Genomic DNA, 22,627 nt, shown 5'->3' with positions numbered 1-22,627 from the left:
CAATTAATCGCGAACAGGGCTTGGCGCAATAACTTCACGTGAGCCATTGGTACCCATTGAGGTTACGACACCGGCGTTTTCCATTGATTCGATCATCCGCGCGGCACGGTTGTAACCAATCTTGAGCTTACGTTGCACGGCTGAAATCGATGCGCGACGACTTTCAGTCACAAAGCGTACCGCCTCGTCGTAAAGCGGGTCATCTTCGCTGTCATCACCGCCTTCGCTGCTACCCTCAAAGCCACTGCCCGACTCTTCAACGCCAGCCAGGATTTCTTCGATATAGTCCGGTGTGCCACGCAGTTTCCACGCTTCGACCACGCGGTGTACCTCGTCATCCGAAACAAATGCGCCATGCACGCGAATCGGCAGACCGGTGCCAGGCGGCAAATAGAGCATGTCGCCATGGCCCAGCAACTGTTCGGCGCCACCCTGGTCGAGAATGGTCCGCGAGTCGATCTTGCTCGACACCTGGAACGCCATTCGCGTTGGGATGTTGGCCTTGATCAAGCCGGTGATCACGTCAACCGATGGGCGCTGCGTCGCAAGGATCAGGTGAATACCCGCGGCCCGGGCTTTCTGGGCGATACGGGCAATCAACTCCTCGACCTTCTTGCCGACGATCATCATCATGTCGGCAAATTCGTCGACTATCACCACGATTGTTGGCAACGGCTTGAGCAATGGTGCTTCGTCTTCCATGCTTTCACGGCGATACAACGGGTCAGGAATCGGCGTGCCCGCTTCTATTGCATCTTTGACCTTGCGGTTGAAACCGGCCAGGTTACGCACGCCCATCTTCGACATCAGCTTATAACGGCGCTCCATCTCGGCAACGCTCCAGCGCAGCGAGTTGGCGGCCTCCTTCATGTCGGTTACCACCGGGCACAGCAGGTGTGGAATGCCTTCGTAGATCGACAGTTCAAGCATTTTCGGGTCGATCATGATCAAGCGCGCCTCTTCTGGCGTCGACTTGAACAAAATAGACAGGATCATGGCGTTAACACCAACCGACTTACCGGAGCCCGTGGTACCGGCAACCAGCAAGTGTGGCATCTTCGCCAAATCGGTAATGACCGGCTTGCCGCCAATGTCGTGCCCCAGGGCCAGGGTCACTGGCGACTTGGCCTCATCGTATTCGGGGGAAGACAGGACTTCGGAGAAACGCACCATCTGCCGGTCTTCGTTGGGGATTTCGATACCAACGGTGGTCTTGCCAGGAATGACCTCGACCACGCGCACACTGATCACCGCCATCGAGCGCGCAAGGTCTTTTGCAAGATTGGAAATACGGCTGACCTTGACCCCGGCGGCTGGCTGGATCTCGAAACGCGTGATCACCGGGCCTGGATGGACCGACTCGACAACAACCTCGACACCAAACTCCTTGAGCTTGATTTCAACCAGTCGCGACATGGCCTCAAGCGACTCTGGCGAAAATTGCTTTTGGACTTTCTCGGCCGCATCAAGCAATGAGATGGGCGGCAAGGTGCCTTCGATCGCACTGTCGACAAACAACGGCACCTGCTTCTCTTTCTGCACGCGCTTGCTTTGCTCAGGCACTGCTGGCGCCGAAGGTGGCGTGATAATGGGCGCAGGACGCCCTTCACGGGCACTCATGTGCTTGCTCAGCGAATCCTCACGCTCGATAATGCGCTCCTTGGCCTTGACCTGGTCGCGCCGATCGCGAGCCACCGGAGCCGCCACTTGCGCCACTCGCTCATCAACCTCGCGCAACTGAATACGCAACTGCTTACGCTCGGTCCGGGCGCTCCACCAGCGATTGGCCAGGCTCTGGATCAGCTCAATCAAATCCAGGGTAATCTTGCCAGTCAGGTCCATGACCTTGAACCAGGACAAATCGGTAAAGATGGTCAAGCCAAACAGGAACAAAGCAATCAGCAACAGTGTGCTGCCTTGAACATTCAAGGCATTTTCAGCCAATTGGCCGATACTTTCGCCCAGCGCGCCACCTGATGAGGCGGGCATGCTGTTACCCGCCGGAAAGTGTATGTAGGCCAGCGCGGCTCCCGAGAGCACGAGGAACACCAGGCCAATCAAACGCCAGGAGAATAGCCAGCCACTCCACTGCCAAGGCTCATGCCGGGCACGAAACACCTGCAGGGTCTTGACCCCGAGCAACAGGGGAAACAGATAAGCAAAATAGCCCAGCGCCATGAACAGGATGTCTGCCGACCAGGCCCCGGCGCGACCGGCCGCGTTCTGCACCTGGGCGACATTGCTGGTGTGGGTCCAGCCCGGGTCATTCGGGTCGTAGGTCAGCAAGGCCATCCAGACGTACAGGCACAGTGCTCCGAGGGCAATAAGCGCCCCTTCCTTGAGTCGATACGGTAATTGCTGACGCCACATGGGCATTTGAGCTGTAGGGCTAGTTTTCTTCAAAACGCATCTGTTCCTGTGCCATGGCCTGCAACCAAGCCAATGGCGAGTTATGACTTATCCACCTATTGTACGGGTTTAGCGGCGCGACGCCATGCTCCATGCAGGCTTGCGCGTGGTTTTGCCGCAGACAATAGTCCTTGATTCCCGCTCAAGCCTGCTTCGGTGTAGCATAGCCGCCAAGCTATTTCCGCGCAGTTCAATTTGAGCATGCATTCTCTTTGGTGACAAAGGCTTATGAGGTGTTTCTATGAGCGAAGTCAAGCATTCACGTCTGATCATTCTAGGTTCCGGCCCTGCCGGCTACAGCGCAGCGGTCTACGCGGCACGGGCCAATCTCAAGCCTGTGATCATCACCGGCATCCAGCCCGGCGGCCAGCTAACCACCACGACCGAGGTCGACAACTGGCCGGGTGATGTCGAAGGCCTGACCGGGCCGGCGCTGATGGAGCGCATGCAAAAGCACGCCGAGCGCTTTGACACCGAGCTAGTCTACGACCACATCCACACCGCCGAGTTGCAGCAGCGCCCGTTCATCCTCAAGGGCGACAGCGGCACCTACAGCTGTGACGCCCTGATTATTGCCACTGGCGCCAGCGCCCAATACCTCGGCCTGCCATCGGAAGAAGCTTTCTCCGGCCGGGGTGTTTCCGCCTGTGCCACTTGCGACGGTTTCTTCTATCGCAACCAGGTCGTTGCGGTGATCGGCGGCGGTAATACTGCAGTCGAGGAAGCGCTGTACCTGTCCAATATTGCCAAGGAAGTCCACCTGGTACACCGCCGCGACAAGCTGCGCTCCGAGAAAATCCTGCAAGACAAGCTGTTTGACAAGGTTGCCAATGGCAATATGCGCATGCACTGGAACACTACCCTCGAAGAAGTCCTGGGCGATGCCAGTGGCGTCACCGGCGCGCGCCTGAAAAGCACCGAAACCGGTGAGACCCAGGACCTGCCGCTCGCTGGCGTGTTCATCGCCATTGGCCACAAGCCAAACACCGACCTCTTTCAGGGCCAGCTCGACATGCATGACGGCTACCTGAAAATCAAAGGTGGCAGCGAAGGTAACGCCACGGCCACCAGCATCGAGGGTGTGTTTGCCGCCGGCGACGTGGCTGATCACGTTTATCGCCAGGCCATTACCTCTGCAGGCGCCGGCTGCATGGCCGCACTGGATGTCGAAAAGTTTCTCGACGACAACTGATGACAGCCCAGCAGGCACGTCCTGCTGGCTTGTCAGGCACGGCTTACAGATGAACCGGGCGGCTGCGCATGCACCGCCCTACCCTTTCGGGCCAATTCAATGCTGACCTGGTTACAACGCGATTCACTGCACTTCCCAGCACTCGACAAAGCCCTGCAAGAACCCAACGGCCTGCTCGCAGCGGGTGGCGACTTGAGTGCAGAGCGCCTGATCATGGCTTATCGTCATGGATGCTTCCCCTGGTTTAGCGACGGCCAGCCGATTCTCTGGTGGTCGCCTGATCCTCGCACCGTCCTATTCCCGAACGAACTGCATATTTCGCGCAGCCTGGGCAAAGTAATGCGCCAGGGGCGCTACCGTGTCACCTTCGACCAGGATTTCGCCGCGGTCATTACTGCGTGCTCTGAGCCGCGTGCCTACGCTAATGAAACCTGGATCACCAGCAGCATGCGCAAGGCCTATCTGGAGCTGCACAAGCGCGGATTGGCGCATTCGGTCGAGGTTTGGCAAGACCAGCAACTGATTGGTGGCCTGTATGGCCTTGCGATGGGAAGGCTGTTTTTTGGTGAGTCGATGTTCAGTCGCGCCGACAATGCCTCTAAAGTCGGCTTTGTAACCCTGGTCGAACATCTCAAGGCCGCCGGCTTCGTGATGATCGATTGCCAAATGCCAACCCAGCACCTGCACAGTTTCGGCGCCAGGGCTATCAGCCGCGAACTGTTTGCCAGCACCTTGCGCCAAAACCTTGATCAGCCCTGCACAATTGATTGGCAATCCTGTATCGGCTAGTCGAGTTAGCTTGTCTGGCTTACACTGATTAAAGGCATTCCACGAGAGCCAAATATGACCGAGCTGGCCCGTCTGAAGTTTTATGCGACCCAGCCTCACCCTTGCAGCTATCTGCCCGACGAACAGGCGACAACACTGTTCCTCGACCCTAGCCAGCCAATGGATGGCCAGGTGTATGCAGAGCTATCGGAAATGGGTTTTCGGCGCAGCGGCGACCACCTGTACCGCCCACACTGCCAAGGCTGTACGGCGTGCGTGCCTGCGCGTATTCCTGCGGCTGATTTCAGCCCCAATCGCCAGCAGCGACGGATTATCAAGCGCAACGCTGACATTCAGGTCACAAGCGTACGCCCAAGCTTTACCGAAGAGTATTACGCGCTGTACTCGCGCTATATCGAGCAGCGCCATGCAGACGGTGACATGTACCCGCCCAGCCGCGAGCAGTTTTCGACCTTTCTGGTGCGCGACCTGCCTTTTTGTCGATTCTTCGAGTTCCGCCTTGACGGCCAACTCCTTGCACTCGCCGTAACCGATGTCTTGCCCAATGGTCTGTCTGCGGTCTACACCTTCTACGAACCTGGTGAAGAACGCCGCAGCCTCGGTCGCTTCGCAATTCTTTGGCAAATAGCCGAGACAGTCCGACTTGGACTGCACGCGGTGTACCTAGGCTACTGGATAAAAAACTGCAGGAAGATGAATTACAAGACTCAATACCGTCCGATTGAGCTCTTCATCAACCAACGCTGGCTGAGCCTTGTGTAACGCCAGGAATACTTTGCTGGAGTCATCGCACGGCTGATGGCGAATAACTAGCACTTAAATGCTGTTTTACCCGTTTTTGACCTTGATTGCCGACAGCTTGTTACCTTTTTCTGAGGATCACTTGGCGTAAGCACCTGTTTTCGGGCACAATGCACGCCGCTTTTGCCTGGCGCCAGTTGCACCGGGCCATTCATTGGATACCGAGGGCTTTACTGCATGTCGAAAGAAGACAGCTTCGAAATGGAAGGCACTGTCGTCGACACCCTGCCCAACACCATGTTTCGCGTGGAGTTGGAAAATGGGCACGTCGTAACTGCGCACATCTCCGGAAAGATGCGCAAAAACTACATCCGTATCTTGACCGGCGATAAGGTGCGCGTTGAGCTAACGCCTTACGACCTCAGCAAAGGTCGCATCACCTACCGCGCTCGTTAATACCTGCGAACCGCCTTGCGCCAACTGGGCCGGATCTATCAGGACGGCTTTTGCTTCGTCCTTGGCTTTTGCCTAGAACCTTAAGCGCAATGCACCTAGCACGTTTGCTCAAGCAGCAGATACAAAAAATGCCCGGTTATCAGCCGGGCATTTTTGTTGTTGCATCGACCAGGCGAACCTGGTCGAGCAATACCGATCAAGCCATCTCGGCCGTGGTTTCAAACTCGAAGGTCAGCTCACCGCCTTCAAGGTCGACATGCACCACACCACCATGATCTGACAACTCGCCAAACAGAATCTCTTCTGCCAGCGGACGCTTGATCTTATCCTGGATCAAACGTGCCATCGGACGAGCGCCCATGGTTGCGTCATAACCCGAATCCGCAAGCCATGTCCGTGCCGCCTCACTGACCTCAAGCATGACGCGCTTGTCCTCAAGCTGCGCCTGCAACTCGGTGAGGAACTTATCAACGATGCTCTTGATCACCTCGGTGCTCAAGCGACCAAACTGGATAATGGTATCCAGGCGATTGCGGAACTCGGGGGTGAAGCTCTTCTTGATGACTTCCATGGCATCACTGGAGTGATCCTGGTGGGTGAAGCCAATCGACGCACGGGCTGCTGTTTCTGCGCCAGCGTTGGTCGTCATGATCAGAATCACATTACGGAAATCGGCTTTACGGCCGTTGTTATCGGTCAATGTGCCGTGGTCCATCACCTGCAGCAGCAAATTGAACACCTCGGGGTGAGCCTTCTCGATTTCATCGAGCAGCAGCACGCAATGCGGTGTCTTGGTGATGGCTTCTGTCAGCAACCCGCCCTGATCGAAACCGACATAGCCCGGCGGCGCACCAATCAAACGCGAAACGGTATGGCGCTCCATGTACTCGGACATATCGAAACGAATCAGCTCGATACCCAGCGACTTGGACAACTGACGCGCGGCTTCTGTCTTGCCAACCCCGGTCGGACCCGCAAACAGGAACGAACCGACAGGCTTGTCTGGCGCCTTGAGTCCGGCACGGGAGAGCTTGATGGCAGTGGACAGCGAATCGATTGCCGCCTCCTGGCCAAATACGGTCAGTTTCAAGTCACGCTCAAGGTTGCGTAGCAACTCCTTATCAGAGCTGCTGACGTGCTTAGGCGGAATTCGCGCTATTTTAGCGACGATGTCCTCAACTTCAGCCACATCAATGCGCTTGACCCGCGTTTCGATTGGCTGCAGACGCTGGTAGGCGCCTGCCTCGTCGATCACATCAATGGCTTTATCCGGCATATGCCGGTCGTTGATGTAGCGCGAAGCCAGCTCGGCGGCGGCACGCAGGGCCTCGTCGCTGTACTCGATATTGTGATGCTGCTCGAAACGCGCACGCAGGCCACGCAGAATACTGATGGTGTCATCTACCGACGGCTCGACTACATCGACCTTCTGGAAGCGCCTTGCCAGCGCCCGGTCTTTCTCGAAGATCCCCCGGAACTCCTGGAAGGTGGTCGAGCCAATACAGCGGATTTCACCTGACGACAGCATGGGCTTGAGCAGGTTGGAGGCATCCATGACGCCGCCAGAGGCCGCACCGGCGCCAATGATGGTATGGATCTCATCGATAAATAAAATCGCGTGAGGGCGCTTACGCAGCTCGTTGAGCAACGCCTTGAGACGCTTCTCGAAGTCGCCCCGGTATTTGGTGCCGGCCAGCAGCGCACCGAGATCCAGCGAATAGACGATGCTGTCAGCCAGCAGATCCGGAACCTGGTTGTCGACAATACGCTTGGCCAGGCCTTCGGCGATTGCGGTTTTACCGACTCCCGCCTCGCCCACCAACAGCGGGTTGTTCTTGCGCCGCCGCGCAAGGATCTGCGCAACACGCTCAACTTCGGTTTCGCGACCAACCAGCGGATCAATACGCCCCTGGCGGGCTAGCTCGTTGAGGTTGCTGGCAAAGGAGTCCAGGGGATTGCCGGAAATCGAAGATTCACCGCCTTCTTCATCGCCCATATCCTGTTCACCGTCAGGCTGACCACCGTGCCCAGGCACCTTGGAAATGCCATGGGCAATGAAATTGACCACATCGATGCGCGCAACACTTTGCTGCTTGAGCAAAAACACTGCCTGACTTTCTTGCTCGCTGAAAATGGCCACAAGCACATTGGCGCCAGTGACTTCGCGCTTGCCGGAACTCTGCACATGGAACACCGCGCGCTGCAATACACGCTGAAAACCCAGGGTTGGCTGGGTTTCACGCTCTTCGTCGTGCAACGGGATCAGTGGCGTGGTTGAGTCAATGAACTCCAGCAAATCGTGCCGTAGCTTATCGAGGTTTGCACCACAGGCACGCAGCACGCTGGCTGCCGCCTCATTGTCCAATAGGGCCAGTAGCAAGTGCTCTACTGTCATGAATTCATGACGTTTTGTACGAGCCTCCTTGAATGCCAAGTTGAGGGTAACTTCGAGCTCTCGATTTAACATAGCTTCACCTCATGCCCAAGCGAACGGCATTAGCCGTCCTTCTCGATCTCACAGAGTAGTGGATGCTGGCTTTCTTTAGCGTATTGGTTTACCAGCATTGCCTTGGTTTCGGCAACATCGCGGGTAAACACACCGCATACGGCCCGCCCTTCTGTATGGACGGTCAGCATAATTTTGGTTGCCAGCTCGCGATTAAGGCTGAAAAACATCTCCAGCACCTCCACCACAAAATCCATTGGCGTGTAGTCATCATTAAACAAGACGACTTTGTACATTGGCGGCGCCTGCAGTGCGGGCTTTGACTCCTGCACAACCGTGCCTGTGGAGTCGTCCTCATGTTGTGCAGGTTGATCCTGATTGAATGTTAGTCGAATCTGGCTACTTGCATGCATGGTTGTAAAAGTTCGTTGTAGGGCGAATGGATGACCCAATCCAAAGTATGGTGCAGCTCACTGTTTATGCACTCAATCACCTTGACTATCGGCAAATCGGTGTTACAAACAATAAATACCCGGACTGGGTGTAAGGGGTTCCGCGCTTTACCCCACATATGGACTAAGGGATGGCGCGCAATCAAAGTGGATGATACCCCAGAGACGGGGTCCTTTGCAGAGGGATATCAGCATGCTAAGCGGTAAGGTCAAGTGGTTCAACAACGCTAAAGGTTATGGTTTTATCGTGGCTGATGGCGGCGATGAGGACCTGTTCGCCCATTATTCGGCGATCCAGATGGACGGCTACAAAACGCTGAAAGCCGGACAGCCTGTGAGCTTCGACATTATTCAGGGCCCCAAAGGACTTCATGCTGTCAATATCAGCAATGTCACAACCAGCACCGAGGCGCCAGCTACCGTCACTCAAACCCAAGATACGACAGCAGAAGCCTAGCCATGGATGAAAAAGCCGGTTAATAACCGGCTTTTTCTTGCCTGCTACATGTGCGAAATCATCTGATCTCCGAACTCAGAGCAAGACATCAGCTTCGAGCCCTCCATCAGTCGCTCGAAATCATAGGTCACGGTCTTGGCCTCGATCGCGCCCTCGGTCCCCTTGATCAACAAATCAGCCGCTTCGACCCAGCCCATATGCCGCAACATCATTTCGGCCGAAAGAATCAGGGAGCCCGGGTTGACCTTGTCCTGGCCTGCATACTTGGGTGCAGTACCGTGCGTCGCCTCGAACATGGCAATGGTGTCGGAAAGGTTCGCACCTGGCGCAATACCAATACCTCCCACCTCTGCAGCCAGAGCATCCGACAGGTAGTCACCATTGAGGTTGAGCGTGGCGATCACATCGTATTCGGCAGGACGCAATAAAATCTGCTGCAGCATCGCATCAGCAATCACGTCCTTGACCACGATGTTCTTGCCGGTTTTCGCGTTCTTGAATTGCATCCATGGGCCGCCATCGAGCAATTGGGCGCCAAACTCATCACGCGCGACTTCGTAGCCCCATTCCTTGAACGCACCTTCGGTAAATTTCATGATATTGCCCTTGTGCACCAAGGTCACCGAGCTGCGATCGTTATCGACCGCATACTGCAGCGCCTTGCGAACCAAGCGCTTGGTACCCTCAAGTGAAACAGGCTTGATACCGATACCGCAGTTTTCAGTGAAGCGAATCTTTTTGACACCCATTTCCTCCGTGAGGAACTTGATGACCTTTTCGGCTTCAGGTGAGCCGGCCTTCCACTCGACCCCGGCGTAGATATCTTCAGAGTTCTCGCGAAAAATCACCATATCGACATCGCCTGGCTTCTTGACCGGGCTGGGTACACCGGTAAACCAGCGCACCGGGCGCTGACAGACATACAGATCAAGCTCCTGGCGCAGCGCAACGTTCAGCGAGCGAATACCGCCGCCTACGGGGGTGGTCAACGGCCCCTTGATCGAGACGACATAGTCTCGCACCGCTTCCAGGGTTTCCTTGGGCAGCCAAGTGTCCTGATCGTAGACTTGGGTGGCCTTCTCGCCCGCAAAGACCTCCATCCAGGAAATCTTGCGCTTGCCGTCGTAAGCCTTGGCAACAGCTGCATCGACAACCTTGATCATGACCGGGCTGATATCGGCGCCGATGCCATCCCCTTCGATATAGGGAATAACCGGATTATTCGGGACGTTGAGCGACATATCTGCATTAACGGTAATTTTGTCACCGACTGCCGGTACCTGGATCTTTTGATATCCCATGCTGAACTCCTTTGCTTGAGTGAAACCTCTGGTTGCCTTTGAGCTTAGCCCAGTAAATCCGGGCAACCACTAACACTAGGACCCAGCCTACAGGTTTTGGTGCCTTTTGACGGCCCGCGGAGTGTTACTGAAACCTGCAAGGCCTCAAGCAACACAGCCCTGGCATGAACCTAGCGCTCGCGTAACGCCTCCCTGGCCTTGTTGAAGGGTTTGATCAAGTAGGTCAGGACTGTCTTTTTCCCCGTGGCGATATCGACAGTCGCAATCATCCCCGGGAAAATCGGAAATTTTTGATGCGCCTGGTTTTCCAGTTCAGCGGAATCCGTCTGGATATAGACCCGGTAATAGAACTCATCGCGCCTGACTTCATCCCGGATAGTATCCGGGGAGATGATCGCCACTTCCCCGGTCAAAGCGCCATAGATCGAATAGTCATAGGCCGTGATCTTGACCAATGCTCTTTGCCTGGGATGAATAAAGGCGATGTCTCGTGGCGATATTCGGGCCTCGACCAGAATACTGTCATCCAAGGGCACAATGGTCAGCAACTTGCCATTGGGCGGAATGACGCCTCCCGTTGTAGTGACCTCGACATCCTTGACGATGCCTCGTACAGGGGCCGCCAGAGTCGAACGACTCAGGGAGTCCTGACGGCCACGAATAACCGAACGCAGGGATTCGACATCTGCACTTGACCTGGCCAGTTCCTCCCGCGCCTTAACCAGGTATTGACTGCTGGTATCGGTCACCTTGTTTTGCAATTCGCTGATCTGCCGGCGCAAACGCAGTACATCCACAGCACTGGCCGCTCCTCTGGACACATAGGGCGCGGTCATGCGTAATTCTTCCCTGACCAGCTCAAGCTCGCGATTGAGCCCGGCCAGCGTGGTCTCCAGGCTATTACGTCGCGACCTGTAGAGCTGGGTTTCCGACTTGATCAACTGCGGCTGGGCTTCAAGCTCCGCAGGAAACGCAAGCGGCGTACCATCGACTTCAGCACGCAATCGCGAGGCTGTTGCCAGGGCAGCGGCATATCGGGAGCGACTCTCCTGCACAGCAGACTCAGACTTGATGATATCAAGCTGGGCCAGGGTCTGGCCCTTCTCCACGATGTCGCCCGTCTTTACATAAAGCTTTTTGAGTATGCCACCCTCAAGCGATTGAATGGTTTGCTCGTGGGCGGAGGGAACAATCTTGCCGATGCCTGTAGTGACCTCTTCAAGCTCAAAGTACCAGGCCCAGGCCAGAAAGCTGCCCAGCAACAGCAAGATGACGAGAATCGTGATGCTCGACCCTGGCAAGTGCTGCTCCCGATGGCGCATGGTTACCGAAGGTCTGGCTGATTGGGATTCGATATTCACAGCGCACCTGCTTGATAAATACTCAATGTCCCGCGACCCTTTTCAGGATTTCGTTCTTTTCACCGTCCATCAGGATTTTCCCGTTATCCAGGATGATGACCCGCTCGACCAACTCAAGAAGCGCGGGCCTGTGCGTTGCAAGGATCATGGTACGCGCCCCTAGCCAGTCCTTGAGTTGAGCAATGACTTCGCGCTCGGTCACGTCATCCATTGCCGCAGTCGGCTCGTCAAGCAGCAGGATATTGGGCTGGGTGAGCAGCATGCGGGCCAGGATCAATGCCTGGCGTTGCCCGCCCGAGAGACCGTAGCCACCTTCAAGAATCATGTAGTCGAGCGCCTTGGTCTGCTTCTGCACGAACCGCAGTGCACCGCTCATAAGCAAGGCCCGATAGATTTCATCATCCGTGGCAAGTGGTCGACCCATGGTCAGGTTTTCGCGAATCGAACCGAAGAACAACCTTGAGTTTTGATGCAAGAAACCCATGTCCCGGCGCAGATCGGCGGTATCCAGCGAGGTGATGGCAATATCATCCAGCAACAGCTGGCCATGGGTAGGGAAACGCATACCGGACAGCAGTTGCAAAACCGTGGACTTACCTGCGCCATTGCGGCCCAGAATGGCAATTTTCTCCCCTGCCCTGATTGTCAGTGCCGAAATACACATGTCCGAGGTTTTGCCATCGGGGTCGTAACGGAACTCCACCTCGCTGAGCTGATAAGTACCGCGCAAGCACGCCTTGTGTACCGCCTTGCCCCGCTCAGGTTGATCAATGGGCCGACTCATCAGCTCGTCCAGCCCCTTGCGTGCCACCTTGGCTTGCTGCCAGCGTGACAACACACCCGTGACCTGCGACAGCGGCGCAATGCTGCGTGACGACAGCAAGGTCATGGCAACCAGTGAGCCTGTGGTCAGATCGCCTTGTATGACCCTATAGCAGCCGATCAACAACACGGCACCGTAGACCAGGGTCGACACTTGCTGGGTCCAGGTCATCAGCAAGGAGGTCCAGAATCGTTGGGCCATGCTGATTTTCGCCGCAACCTCGTTGTTATGGTTCCATTGATTCTGGAAGCGCTGTTCCGCGCGCTGCAACTTGATATCCTCGATGCCTTCCACCGTCTCGACCAAGGTGGCATTACGTATGGCGGACTCGCGCATCCCGTCATTGCACAATCTGGCCAATGGCCGCTGCACCAGCAAGCCAGGAATCACCAGCATTGGCACCGCAGCCAGCACCACAAACACCAGCGGGCCACCAATCATCCAGAGGACAAATATAAACAAGAGGAAAAACGGCAGGTCCGCGACTGCGCCGATCGTTGTCGAGGTAATCAACTCCCGAACCTGCTCCAACTCACGTATCTGCGAAATAAAGGAGCCCGTTGACTTTGACCTCGCGCAGTTCCGGACCCTAAGCGCATGGCCGAGCACTCGATCGGAAATTCTAAGATCCGCCCGCCTGCCAATTGAGTCTGAAATGTGGGTGCGCACCATGCGCAGGATGAACTCGAAGACAACCGCCAACAGCAGGCCACCAAACAAGACCCACAAGGTTGGATATGACTGTGCCGGAATAACCCGGTCATAGACCTGCAGGGAAAATACGATACTGGCGAGTGCCAGGACATTCACGGCCAACGAAGCAGCAATAATCTCGCCGTAGCGTCGCCAGTCACTCAGTGCAATGTCCCAGAACCAGCTTTTCTTGTAGGGCTTGATGTATTCATCAACCCGAATGTCCGTGACAGTCGTCAGGGGCCGCAATATCAACAGGCGTTTAACCTGTTCGGACAGTTCTCTGACACTCATGCTCAGCGCCAGGCCAGCTTCATTGCTGAACTGCACTGAAACTTGCCCGGCATTGTCCATGCCATTGAGCACAGCGACATCACCATTGCGTAGCAGCACAATATACGGCAAGCGCCAGGGGTCCAGAAACTGCTCGGAGAATTCGGTGATATACAGGTCGAGCCCAAGCTGGCGCGCCATGTCTTCAAGCAGCAGGTCCATGGAAGTTCCTTGCTCCCAGCTTAGTGCAACCCGCACATTTTCCTCTGAAAAATCCAGGCGATAATGTTTGGCCACCATCAGCATCGCTGACAGCCATGATTCATGACTTGATGTTAAGCGACTCATTAAAGACATCCTGTCCAGCAATAGCCACGGTCCTGTGTTCGCGATTGCGAACGCCTGCGATTGAAAGCCTGTGCGTGTCAAAAGGGGCATATAGCGCCCCTTTTGACCTGGTCGCCATCAAACCAGCAATTGATGATTGGCCAGCAGCGTTGCCAAATCGACTTGCACGCCGCTTAATGAAACCACCGTAGTCGGCAGGGACGCGCTGCCAAGTCCGTCGTGATCGAACTGAATCTCAGTATTGGCGCCGTTTTGCAGCACATTGAGGTAGTCCTCGATGTTTCCTGTCGAAGCATCCAGCGTTGCCACTCCATCGACATAAGTGGCGCTGCCTGTGCCGGTGTAACCTGCGCTGTTGAGCAACTCGCTGATATCGATGCGATCCGTGTCGTCGGTGCCCTCCCAGGTGCCGATGGTAAAACCATGGACGCTATCGCTTCCGTTGCCCAGGGTTGGATCGAAGGTATTGAGCAGCTTGTATATCAGCGTGTCGTGCCCGCCGTTGCTGATATTGATGATGTCGTTACCACCACGGCCGTTGAACAGGTTGTCCCCGGTGCTGCCAGTGAATGTTTCGTCAAAGTCGCTACCGGAAACACCTTCAATATCCACAAGTTGGGACAGATTGAACCCAGTGTCCTGCACTGCGCTGGAGCTCAGGTCGACAGTGACACCACTGTTTGCGAGGCCGTAGTCGACAATATCCATCCCGCCACTGGCCGCAACCCAAGTACCGTGCCCAGAGCTGTAGTTCCAGCCACCTGCGCCGTTATAGGCGTCGGAGCCGGCTGTTGCCATGAATGTGTCGTTGTATCCGGTACCGATAAAGGCGCCATCATTGTTGGCATTACCCGCCTCGGCCGATAAAACGTAGTTATGCGCGGCATCGCCTGTGGTCAAGCTCCCCCAGCCAGTATTGAGGCTCTCGCCCACATCGGCACGCACACCATCGACGATGCGGACCAGCTTCACAGAATAGGTTTCGCTCGCGCTCAGGCCATAGAAGTTCAGCAGTGCCGAACTGTCATTCACACCGACTCCGGATTGTGGGTTAAGTATCTGGCTCGAGACTAATGCACCACCGCTGTCAAACAACTGCACAGTGTTGCCATAAAAAGCGTTGATGCCGTTCTGATCGAGTATCCGCAGGTGTAATGATGTCCCTTCGGCAACAGTGTTGCTGTTCTCCACCACAAAAGCGTTGCCATTGCTGGTAAAGCCAATGAGGTCGACAGCACCATCCCAGTCATAATCCAGTGCAGCCGCACCGGTCAGCCGCGAACCGTAGCTGTAGTCAAGGTTGGCATCGGTCCAACTCAAGCCATTGCCATTGTTGAGAATTATCTGGATGCTGTCGCCGTTGTTGTAGCCACCCATCTTGGCAATGTCGATGGTGCCGTTATGATCCCAGTCGACAGCCAGGGCAATGCGTGAACGGATATCCGGCCCTGCGCTGATTTCAACGAAGTTGTCCAAGGTCCCGTTGTTGTTGATTATGACCGCGGCCTTATTCGAGCTGGCAAAGTGCTGGTTAAGGTAGAGGTCGAGGTTGCCATCGCCATTGAAGTCGGCCCAGGTCATGCTCGTGCCTACATTGTCGACACCACCGCCATCATTGAACACATTGTTCACCACCTGGCCAATGCTCATGCTGCCATCGCCATTATTGGTGATGACACCAAGCGCGTAACCGTTACTGGCGCCTCCCCCATTGATCTGGGCCGTGATATCAATGGTGCCATCATTATTGATATCTACGCCGGACACGCTGGCACCAAAGGTATAGGACGGGGCTAAGCCACGAGTCGTGATGTCCTGCGTGAAGGTGCCGTCTTGATTGTTGTTGAACCAGCCGGCCGAATAGCTATCCAGGTTGCTGTCACCCAGTACCAGGTCGAGATAGCCGTTACCCGTGCGGTCATATGCGACAGTGCCGCCATAGAAGGTATCCAGACCTCCGTATGCGATTGTTTTGCTGGTATAGCTGCCACTGTCGTTCTGCCAGTATTGAAATGGCCGCGTGTAGTTACTTTGGGTCGCAAAGATATCCATATCGCCATCTCGATCCAGATCGAAATAGCTGTAGTTGACCGTGTTGCCAGTCAAGCTTTCCTTGACCAGAACATCGGTGCTGTAGGCGTTCAAGTCGCTACTGCGGTAAACAGCCGTGTTGGATACGATGTTCCACAGACCATTTTCGCCAATGCTGTAGCCCAGCCCTTCCTGGTTGGTTGTCCTGGTTGGAGGTGCAGCGCCAGCCCATTGCGTATCGATAGCCAGCTCAGCCACTACAACCTGCGCCCCGCTGAAGGTTTGGCTTGTCAGGTTGCCATTATTGCCCTCATTGACCACCTGAGCGATCACGTCATAGGTGTTGAGGCCAAGGGGGTGACTGCCAGGGATTTGCAGATACCAAGTGCGATTTTCCGGATCGATCACAACCCCGCCGTCACCATAGCTGGCACTGGACGAGTAGGTGATGCCATCAACCTCCACATACAGCACTTGCCCGGCACTCAGCTCTTCCATCAAGGTGCCGCGCAGCACAGGCGTTGTGTCCGAGGTCACTTGTGAATCAAGGGTGACAGTCCCCGGGGCGCTGGTATCCACATTCAAGGTGTAACCGGTCGATGTGGTCGTATTGCCTGCCGCGTCAGTAACCACCGCCTGGTAGTCGTATGAATTTGCATTTTGCAGGCCACTGAGCGCATAGGTCCAGGTAGTCCCGCTCACAGCTGCGGTGCCCAGATAAATACCATTCTGGAAAATCCTGAGTACTTCACCGCCTTGCAACTCAGCCGTAAGCCCACCCCGCAGGACCGGCGCGGTGTCGTCAGTAATGTTCTCGGTGCTCTGAATGCCCTGGCGCCCGCCCTGGTCGTCGTAGTAGCCGGTAATTGTTGCCTGCTCCAGCGGTGCAGTAGTGTCCACTACAACCTCTTGGCTTGTCATGGGGCCCATGTTTCCAGCCTGATCAATAACCCGGAGCTGGTAGCTATGGTTTCCATCGTTTAGTAAGCGCGAGTCGGCGTAGCTCCACTGGATACCATGAACATCAGTCAGGGTGGTCCAGGTAGCCCCCCCGTCAATGCTGATTTGTGCATATTCATCGCTTTCCAGCGCTTTGCCCAAGGTGCCAGACAACGTCAGGCTTGTATCTCGGGTGACAAAATCCGTTGCTGACAGTCCTGTGTCGTCGCTGATGCTGTCGACACCGACCAATGTGGTGGGCGCCGTGTGGTCGACCCTGACGATCTGCTGCTCGACCGGCCCCGAGTTACCGGCAAGATCAACAACTCGAACTTGATAGCTGTAAAAACCATCGGATAGCGAGCGGCCGTCGGTATAGCTCCAGGTCAAGCCACTGGGCACCAGACTGATCCAGGTGACGCCCGCGTCAAGGCTAATCTGTGCAACTTCATCTAGATGCAGGGCTGCACTGAGTGTGCCGTTCACCATTAGGCTGTTATCGCGGGTGATGTAGTCGGTTGCAGAGCCCCCGGTATCATCCGTGACGCTGTCAATGCTAATTGTGGTCAGCGGCGCGGCGGTGTCGACAACCACTGTTTGCGTATAGGTTGAGCCGATGTTGCCGGCCGCATCGATCACGCGCGCCGTGTATTGGTATGAGCCATCAACCAAGGCCCGGCTGTCGACATAATTCCAGCTTGTACCCGCAACGCTCAAGTCAGTCCAGTTCACCCCGCTGTCCAGGGTGATTTGCGCCCGTTCGTCAACCGCAAGCGGGCTGGATAAGCTGCCATTGACCCTCAGGCTGGTGTCCTGCGTGATGTAATCGGCGAATAACCCAGTGTCATCGGTGATGCTGGTGATGGCTATGGCTGATGCAGGCGCACTGGTATCAATCGTTACCAACTGGCTGGCGGTTGAGCCCAGGTTTCCCAGGGAGTCGATCACGCGAACTGCATAGTCATGGTTGCCATCAACCAGCACTCGGTTGTCTATATAGGTCCATGCCGTACCGGACACATGGTGGTCTATCCAGCTGGCTCCGCCGTCGAGGCTGATCTGCATCAGCTCGCCTGCCCCCAACGCAGCGCCCAGCGTCCCGTTGATCGCCAAGGCGGTATCATGGGTGATGAAGTCATTGCTGGATGAACCCGTGTCCTGGCTGATGCTGTCGATCGTCAGCGTCATCGATGGGCCACTGAGATCAACACTAAAAGAGCGATCGCTAAAACCGGTATTGCCCACGCTGTCTGTTGCCGCCGCGTGGATAGTGTAAACACCAGAATCGACCAAGGCAGCCAGGTCAGTCGTGCCTATCACCAGGCTCCAGCCATGGTCAGCTTGTACCGTGGCGCTGTAATCCTTGCCGTTTAGTGTCAGGGTGACGGTGCGCCCGACATCAACCGATGACGTACCCGAAATGACCTGGACGGAACCTTGCTCAAGCTTGCTGAGAATGTCGTCAACGGTGAAGCTGTCGATGGTTACACTGGGCGCATCCCCCTGCAGAGATACAGAAGCGTCTCGAGCTCCGCTGTTGCCGGCCTGATCAGTCACTGCTGCGCTGATTGTGTAGTTACCATCTGGCGTATACAGGAAATCACGCGCATCAACATTCACACGCCAGGCGCCATCATCGGCCACCACCGAGTGATAAGTACGACCGTTGAAAGCGACCTCTACAATTTGGCCCGGCTCGGCGTCAGTCGTGCCACTGATAACCTGCCCGGCTTTCTGTTCGGTTCCATCAATGACATTGTCACTGGCGACCGTATCAATGCTGACCGCAGGCGCATTGACATCCAGCGTCACGGGGCTCAGTTCAGTGACTCCACCGACAGTTGCCGTGATCGGCACAGTGCCACTTGCAATGCTGTTCCAGATGCTACCCGGTAGATCCAGCGACCAGTTCAGGTTGCCGTCAATGCTGGTGCTGTAGTGCTGGCCATCAATCTCGATGCTTAGGGCCTGACCAGCAGCAACGCCCGTGACATTACCGGTCAAGATCTGGGTTGCAGCTGCTTCGGCACTATTGATTGTGTTGTCGGCTGTTAGCGGGTCAATAGTAATCGTGGGCACAGCCCCATCAACGGTGATTGTTCGCATGCTGGTACCAAGGTTACCAATGGCATCGCTGCCCTGCGCGGTAATGGCCAGGTCGCCCTTGCCGAACGAGGCGACATCAGTGTCAGGCAGGCTAACACTCCATGCACCATTACCATCTACGCTGGCACTGTAGTTGCGCCCATTGAGGCTCACTTCTATGCCTGTACCTGCAGCCAGACCACTGGAAGTACCGCTGATATCAAGCGACTGCATCTTCTCGGCGGCACTGATCACATCATCGCCAGAGACCACACCGATAGTCACAATGGGGGGCTCCAGGACCACATTGGCCCCATGGCTCGCGCTGCCGAGATTACCCGCAGTGTCTGCGACGCTGGCATCAATGCTGACTGTGCCGGTCGGCAGTGCCGCTACATCGCCCCTGGGAATGGTTAGCCCCCAACTACCGTCAGCATTGACAGTGGTGGCATAGATCCGGCCTTCGAGACTGACCCTGATGACTTCACCACCCGCCAAGCCGCTGGTTCCACCTGTGATTTCAAGCGCCTGGTTGTGCTCGCTTGCATTGATGACATCATCACCGGCAACACTATTGATGGTCACAACCGGCGCCGTGAAATCCACGACAACATCGCGACTGGCGTAGGCATTGTTGCCTTCGACACTGGACACACTGGCGTCGATAGTCAGACTGCCCTCGGCCGCGGCCGACCATGCCGAACTGGGCAGGCTTACCGCCCAGGACAGGTCATCATTGACCGTTGCGGTATAGTCCGAGCCGTCCATGGACAAGTTAACGACCTGCCCTGGCTCAACATTGAGCACGCTGCCGCTAACCATGACACTGGCCCCAGCCTCAGCCGCGTTTATACGATCGTCACCGGCAATGGTATCGATGCTGATAACTGCGTTGAGCGTACCTATCACCACAGTGGTGTAGGTGATTGCCTGATTGCCAATGTCATCCACGGCTGATGCCGACAGTTTATGCTGGCCATCGTGCGCAGCGTCAAAATCACCAGGCTGGATCTCGGTACTCCAATTGCCATCAGCCGCTACAGTCGCCTGATAATCCTTGCCGTTAAGCACTACAGAGACAATTGCACCTGAGTCCAGGCCGGTGGAAGAGCCGCTGATTTCGACAGGGGCACTCTTTTCGACGCTATTGATAACGTTGTCACCGGCAACAGTGTCGATCCTGATGGTTGGCAACTGGGTATCGAGTTCAACGTCGTGATGCGTCGAAGCACCATTGCCAGCTGCGTCTGCAACCTGGGCAACGATGCTGTACTGTCCATCGGGCAGAGCTGCAATATCGGCAGCAGCAACGGAAAGACCCCAGTCACCATCAGCCCCGACAGCAGTGGTGTAATCCTTGCCATTGAGGCTGACTGTCAGGACTTCCCCGCCACTCAGTCCTCTTGCATGCCCGCTGACCTGAACTGCATCGGCTTTCTCGTTCGCATTGATGATGTCGTCGCCAGCAAGGCTATTGATGCTGATCACCGGAGCCGCCGTATCGACGGTCAACTCGCGCGACTGCTGCACACGATTGCCCGCTTTATCGGTGGTCGTTGCCGTGATCGATAAAGGGCCATCGGGAGCAGACGAAAAAATCGCGGAGGGAATGCTCAAGCTCCATGCTCCAGCCTCGCCAACCACGGCCTGGTAATCCTGACCATTTAGACTAATCGTCAGGGGCTGTCCTGCCTGTGCAGAAGTCACGCCACTGACCAGAAGATCCTGATTGACCTCCGAGCTATTGAGCAGATCGTCCTGCGCCAAGCTTGATCCATTGCCACTGGTGGTCGGGTCGATAACCAGTATCGGCGAGGTCAGGTCAACCTCAACGATCTGCCCACTGCGCGCAACGCTGCCTTGGGTATTGGTGACCTGAACCTCCAGGTTGCGATAGCCATCAGAGAGCCCCGCAAGGTCGGCAGCAGGCACGGCAACCGCCCATTCCCCGTCACCCGCTACTGTTGCTTGATATTGATGGCCCGCAAAGTTGATAACCACGACCTGGCCAGCTTCGACATTGGCTGTTGCACCCGAAAGCAGCAAGCCAGACCCTTGCTCGTCACTGTTGATGATGCTGTCCTGCGCCACGGCATTGATACTGACCGCAGTGTCAGCCAGATCAACCATGAGCTGATGATTGATCGCCACAGGGTCGCCTGAAGCATCGGCACTGCTGACATGTATGTCCAGCGGGCCTTGCGCATAGGTTGAAACGTCACTGGCCTGCAAACCAATCTGCCAACTGCCATCGGCATTGATTGCGGTCAGGTAGCTTTCACCCGCGATAGTGACTGTTACTGTCTGGCCGGGTGCAAGTCCGCTGCTTGTACCAAAGACAGCCAGGTCCTGGGCGTGTTCTATTGCGTTGATAACATCGTCGCCAGACAGGGTCGAGACGCGTAAGCCAGGCAGCCCCGCAGCAATCGAGATACCACGGCTAGCCTCGCCCGTATTTCCGGCAGCATCGGTAATGCTGGCGGTGATTGTCAGTGCGCCATCCCCCATTGCAGTCCACATGGCGCTTGGAATATCCACAGCCCATCTATGGTCAGCGCCCAACAAGACCTCATGCAGGGTGCCCCCAACATCGACCCTGACAGTCTGGCCTGCCTCAGCTCCCATCACTGAGCCACTGATGGTCTGGGCGGTCGTCACCTCCGAAGCATTCAGTACGTCATCCAGCGCGACGGCATTGATGCTCACAACCGGGGCCGAAGTGTCCACAAAAAAACCTTGTGAAGCCGCATACGAGTTCCCGGTAGGATCGGTAGCGCTCGCCTGGGCGGTGTAAAACCCATCATGCAGGCCAGCAACCACCTCGACTGGCAATTCGATACGCCACCCGCCGGCCTCGTCAACCTGGGTTATATAGCGCTCGCCTGCGATTGAAACCATGACTTGCGTACCTGATTCAAGGCCGGTTGCACTGCCGCTCAGGCTAAGGGGGGCACCCGCCTCGCTTTCACCAAGCTGGTTGTCGCCGCTTATGGGATCAATCGCCAGCTCGATGTTATTACCAAGAATTTCGATGCTGATCCTGCCTGCACTCAGAATGCTGTCACCACTGTGCTGGATTACTTCATAGCTATGTTGCCCCAGGGCCTGATCGGCAAGCGTGACGGTCCAGGTACCATCAGCACCTACCTCGGCACTGGCAACAACCACAGCCTGCTGGTTTATGATCTGGATGTTTGCACCGGCCTCACCGCTACCGCTGAATGTCGGACTCAGGTCATCGGTCCTGCTCCCTGAGGTCAACAAGGTCTGCAACTGGCCCTGGTTGTCAGTCGCTATAAATGAAGGCTGGGCAACTTCAGCCGGCAAGCTGTTATCGACATATTGAATCCGGTCATGTCCGCCACCGTCATCATCCAGCCCCGCCCCCACCAAGGCGCCACCCAAACCGGCACCAATCAGGCCCAACAGCCCATATCCAGCGAAGTCGTCGCTGCCATAGAGCAAGGGATCAATGCTGTTAAGCACTTCGACCTGGGGGGTTAGCGGCATCAACTGCCCCGGGGCAAGCCCGGGCATCTCGGCAAAGCTGACATGAATCAGCGCAGCGTTTTGATCTTGAAATACAAGCTCGCTGTGCTGCTGGGTTTCATCGACTTTGAAATAGTCATCACAACGAATGACGCTGCCATCCTTCATATGTATCAACAGATCATTCCCGTCTCGCTCATAACCACGAACATCGGAAATGGAGGCCTGCACTAATACAACACTGGGTTCATTCAATGTCAGGGTTAGACTGCCGTTGGCTAGCAGGTTGACTTTATTGCTGGCAGCGCGATCAATTACTTCAATAGACCTTTTCATATCAAC

The 22,627-nt window shown here is 55.9% G+C and carries 12 protein-coding genes; 5 read left to right on the top strand and 7 right to left on the bottom strand.

All coding sequences use genetic code 11. The features are described 5' to 3' along the window. Positions 1 to 3: 3 nt before the first annotated feature. Entirely contained in the window at positions 4 to 2,376 is a 2,373-nt protein-coding gene (ftsK, locus tag CHB79_RS05270; RefSeq protein ID WP_089359092.1) for a DNA translocase FtsK, read from the bottom strand. Positions 2,377 to 2,650: 274 nt separating this feature from the next. On the opposite strand from ftsK, the gene trxB reads away from it, so the two are divergent. From trxB to infA, 4 genes are all read left to right on the top strand, one after another. Then, positions 2,651 to 3,601 (top strand): thioredoxin-disulfide reductase, encoded by a 951-nt coding sequence (gene trxB / locus CHB79_RS05265; protein ID WP_089359091.1) that lies wholly within the window; start codon positions 2,651 to 2,653, stop codon positions 3,599 to 3,601. Positions 3,602 to 3,700: 99 nt separating this feature from the next. Then, on the top strand, positions 3,701 to 4,390 hold the full coding sequence (gene aat, locus CHB79_RS05260; protein WP_089359090.1) for a leucyl/phenylalanyl-tRNA--protein transferase: 690 nt from the start codon (positions 3,701 to 3,703) through the stop codon (positions 4,388 to 4,390). Between the two features lie 54 nt (positions 4,391 to 4,444). Continuing rightward, positions 4,445 to 5,152 carry an arginyltransferase gene (locus CHB79_RS05255; protein WP_010483952.1) on the top strand — a complete coding sequence of 236 codons (708 nt, stop codon included), beginning with the start codon at positions 4,445 to 4,447 and terminating at the stop codon, positions 5,150 to 5,152. A gap of 216 nt (positions 5,153 to 5,368) precedes the next feature. Then, positions 5,369 to 5,587: a translation initiation factor IF-1 gene (gene infA / locus CHB79_RS05250; RefSeq protein ID WP_002553999.1), complete on the top strand. Its 219-nt coding sequence runs from the start codon at positions 5,369 to 5,371 to the stop codon at positions 5,585 to 5,587. 196 nt (positions 5,588 to 5,783) lie between these two features. Here infA and clpA read toward each other — a convergent pair whose 3' ends face one another. Together clpA and clpS are read right to left on the bottom strand one after the other, a co-directional pair. Then, a complete protein-coding gene (gene clpA / locus CHB79_RS05245; protein WP_010483950.1) occupies positions 5,784 to 8,054 on the bottom strand; it encodes an ATP-dependent Clp protease ATP-binding subunit ClpA in 2,271 nt (756 codons plus the stop codon). 29 nt (positions 8,055 to 8,083) lie between these two features. Then, entirely contained in the window at positions 8,084 to 8,446 is a 363-nt protein-coding gene (clpS, locus tag CHB79_RS05240; RefSeq protein WP_010483948.1) for an ATP-dependent Clp protease adapter ClpS, read from the bottom strand. A 232-nt stretch (positions 8,447 to 8,678) separates the two neighbouring features. Between clpS and cspD the strand changes: the two genes are divergently transcribed. Continuing rightward, entirely contained in the window at positions 8,679 to 8,942 is a 264-nt protein-coding gene (gene cspD / locus CHB79_RS05235) for a cold shock domain-containing protein CspD (protein ID WP_010483946.1), read from the top strand. Positions 8,943 to 8,986: 44 nt separating this feature from the next. Here the strand turns inward: cspD and icd are convergent, their stop codons facing one another. From icd to CHB79_RS05215, 4 genes are all read right to left on the bottom strand, one after another. Continuing rightward, positions 8,987 to 10,243, bottom strand: coding sequence for an NADP-dependent isocitrate dehydrogenase (gene icd / locus CHB79_RS05230; RefSeq protein ID WP_089359089.1), 1,257 nt, complete (start codon positions 10,241 to 10,243; stop codon positions 8,987 to 8,989). 170 nt (positions 10,244 to 10,413) lie between these two features. After that, on the bottom strand, positions 10,414 to 11,565 hold the full coding sequence (locus CHB79_RS05225; RefSeq protein ID WP_089359088.1) for a beta-barrel domain-containing protein: 1,152 nt from the start codon (positions 11,563 to 11,565) through the stop codon (positions 10,414 to 10,416). A gap of 61 nt (positions 11,566 to 11,626) precedes the next feature. Next, a complete protein-coding gene (locus CHB79_RS05220; protein WP_217898852.1) occupies positions 11,627 to 13,741 on the bottom strand; it encodes a type I secretion system permease/ATPase in 2,115 nt (704 codons plus the stop codon). 117 nt (positions 13,742 to 13,858) lie between these two features. Beyond that, on the bottom strand, positions 13,859 to 22,621 hold the full coding sequence (locus tag CHB79_RS05215; RefSeq protein WP_089359086.1) for an Ig-like domain-containing protein: 8,763 nt from the start codon (positions 22,619 to 22,621) through the stop codon (positions 13,859 to 13,861). Positions 22,622 to 22,627: the final 6 nt, after the last annotated feature.

This window comes from Pseudomonas segetis, from assembly GCF_900188155.1.
Classification (GTDB): domain Bacteria; phylum Pseudomonadota; class Gammaproteobacteria; order Pseudomonadales; family Pseudomonadaceae; genus Aquipseudomonas; species Aquipseudomonas segetis.
Note: the sequence above shows the minus strand (reverse complement) of the source record. Positions and strands in the feature narration are given on the sequence as shown.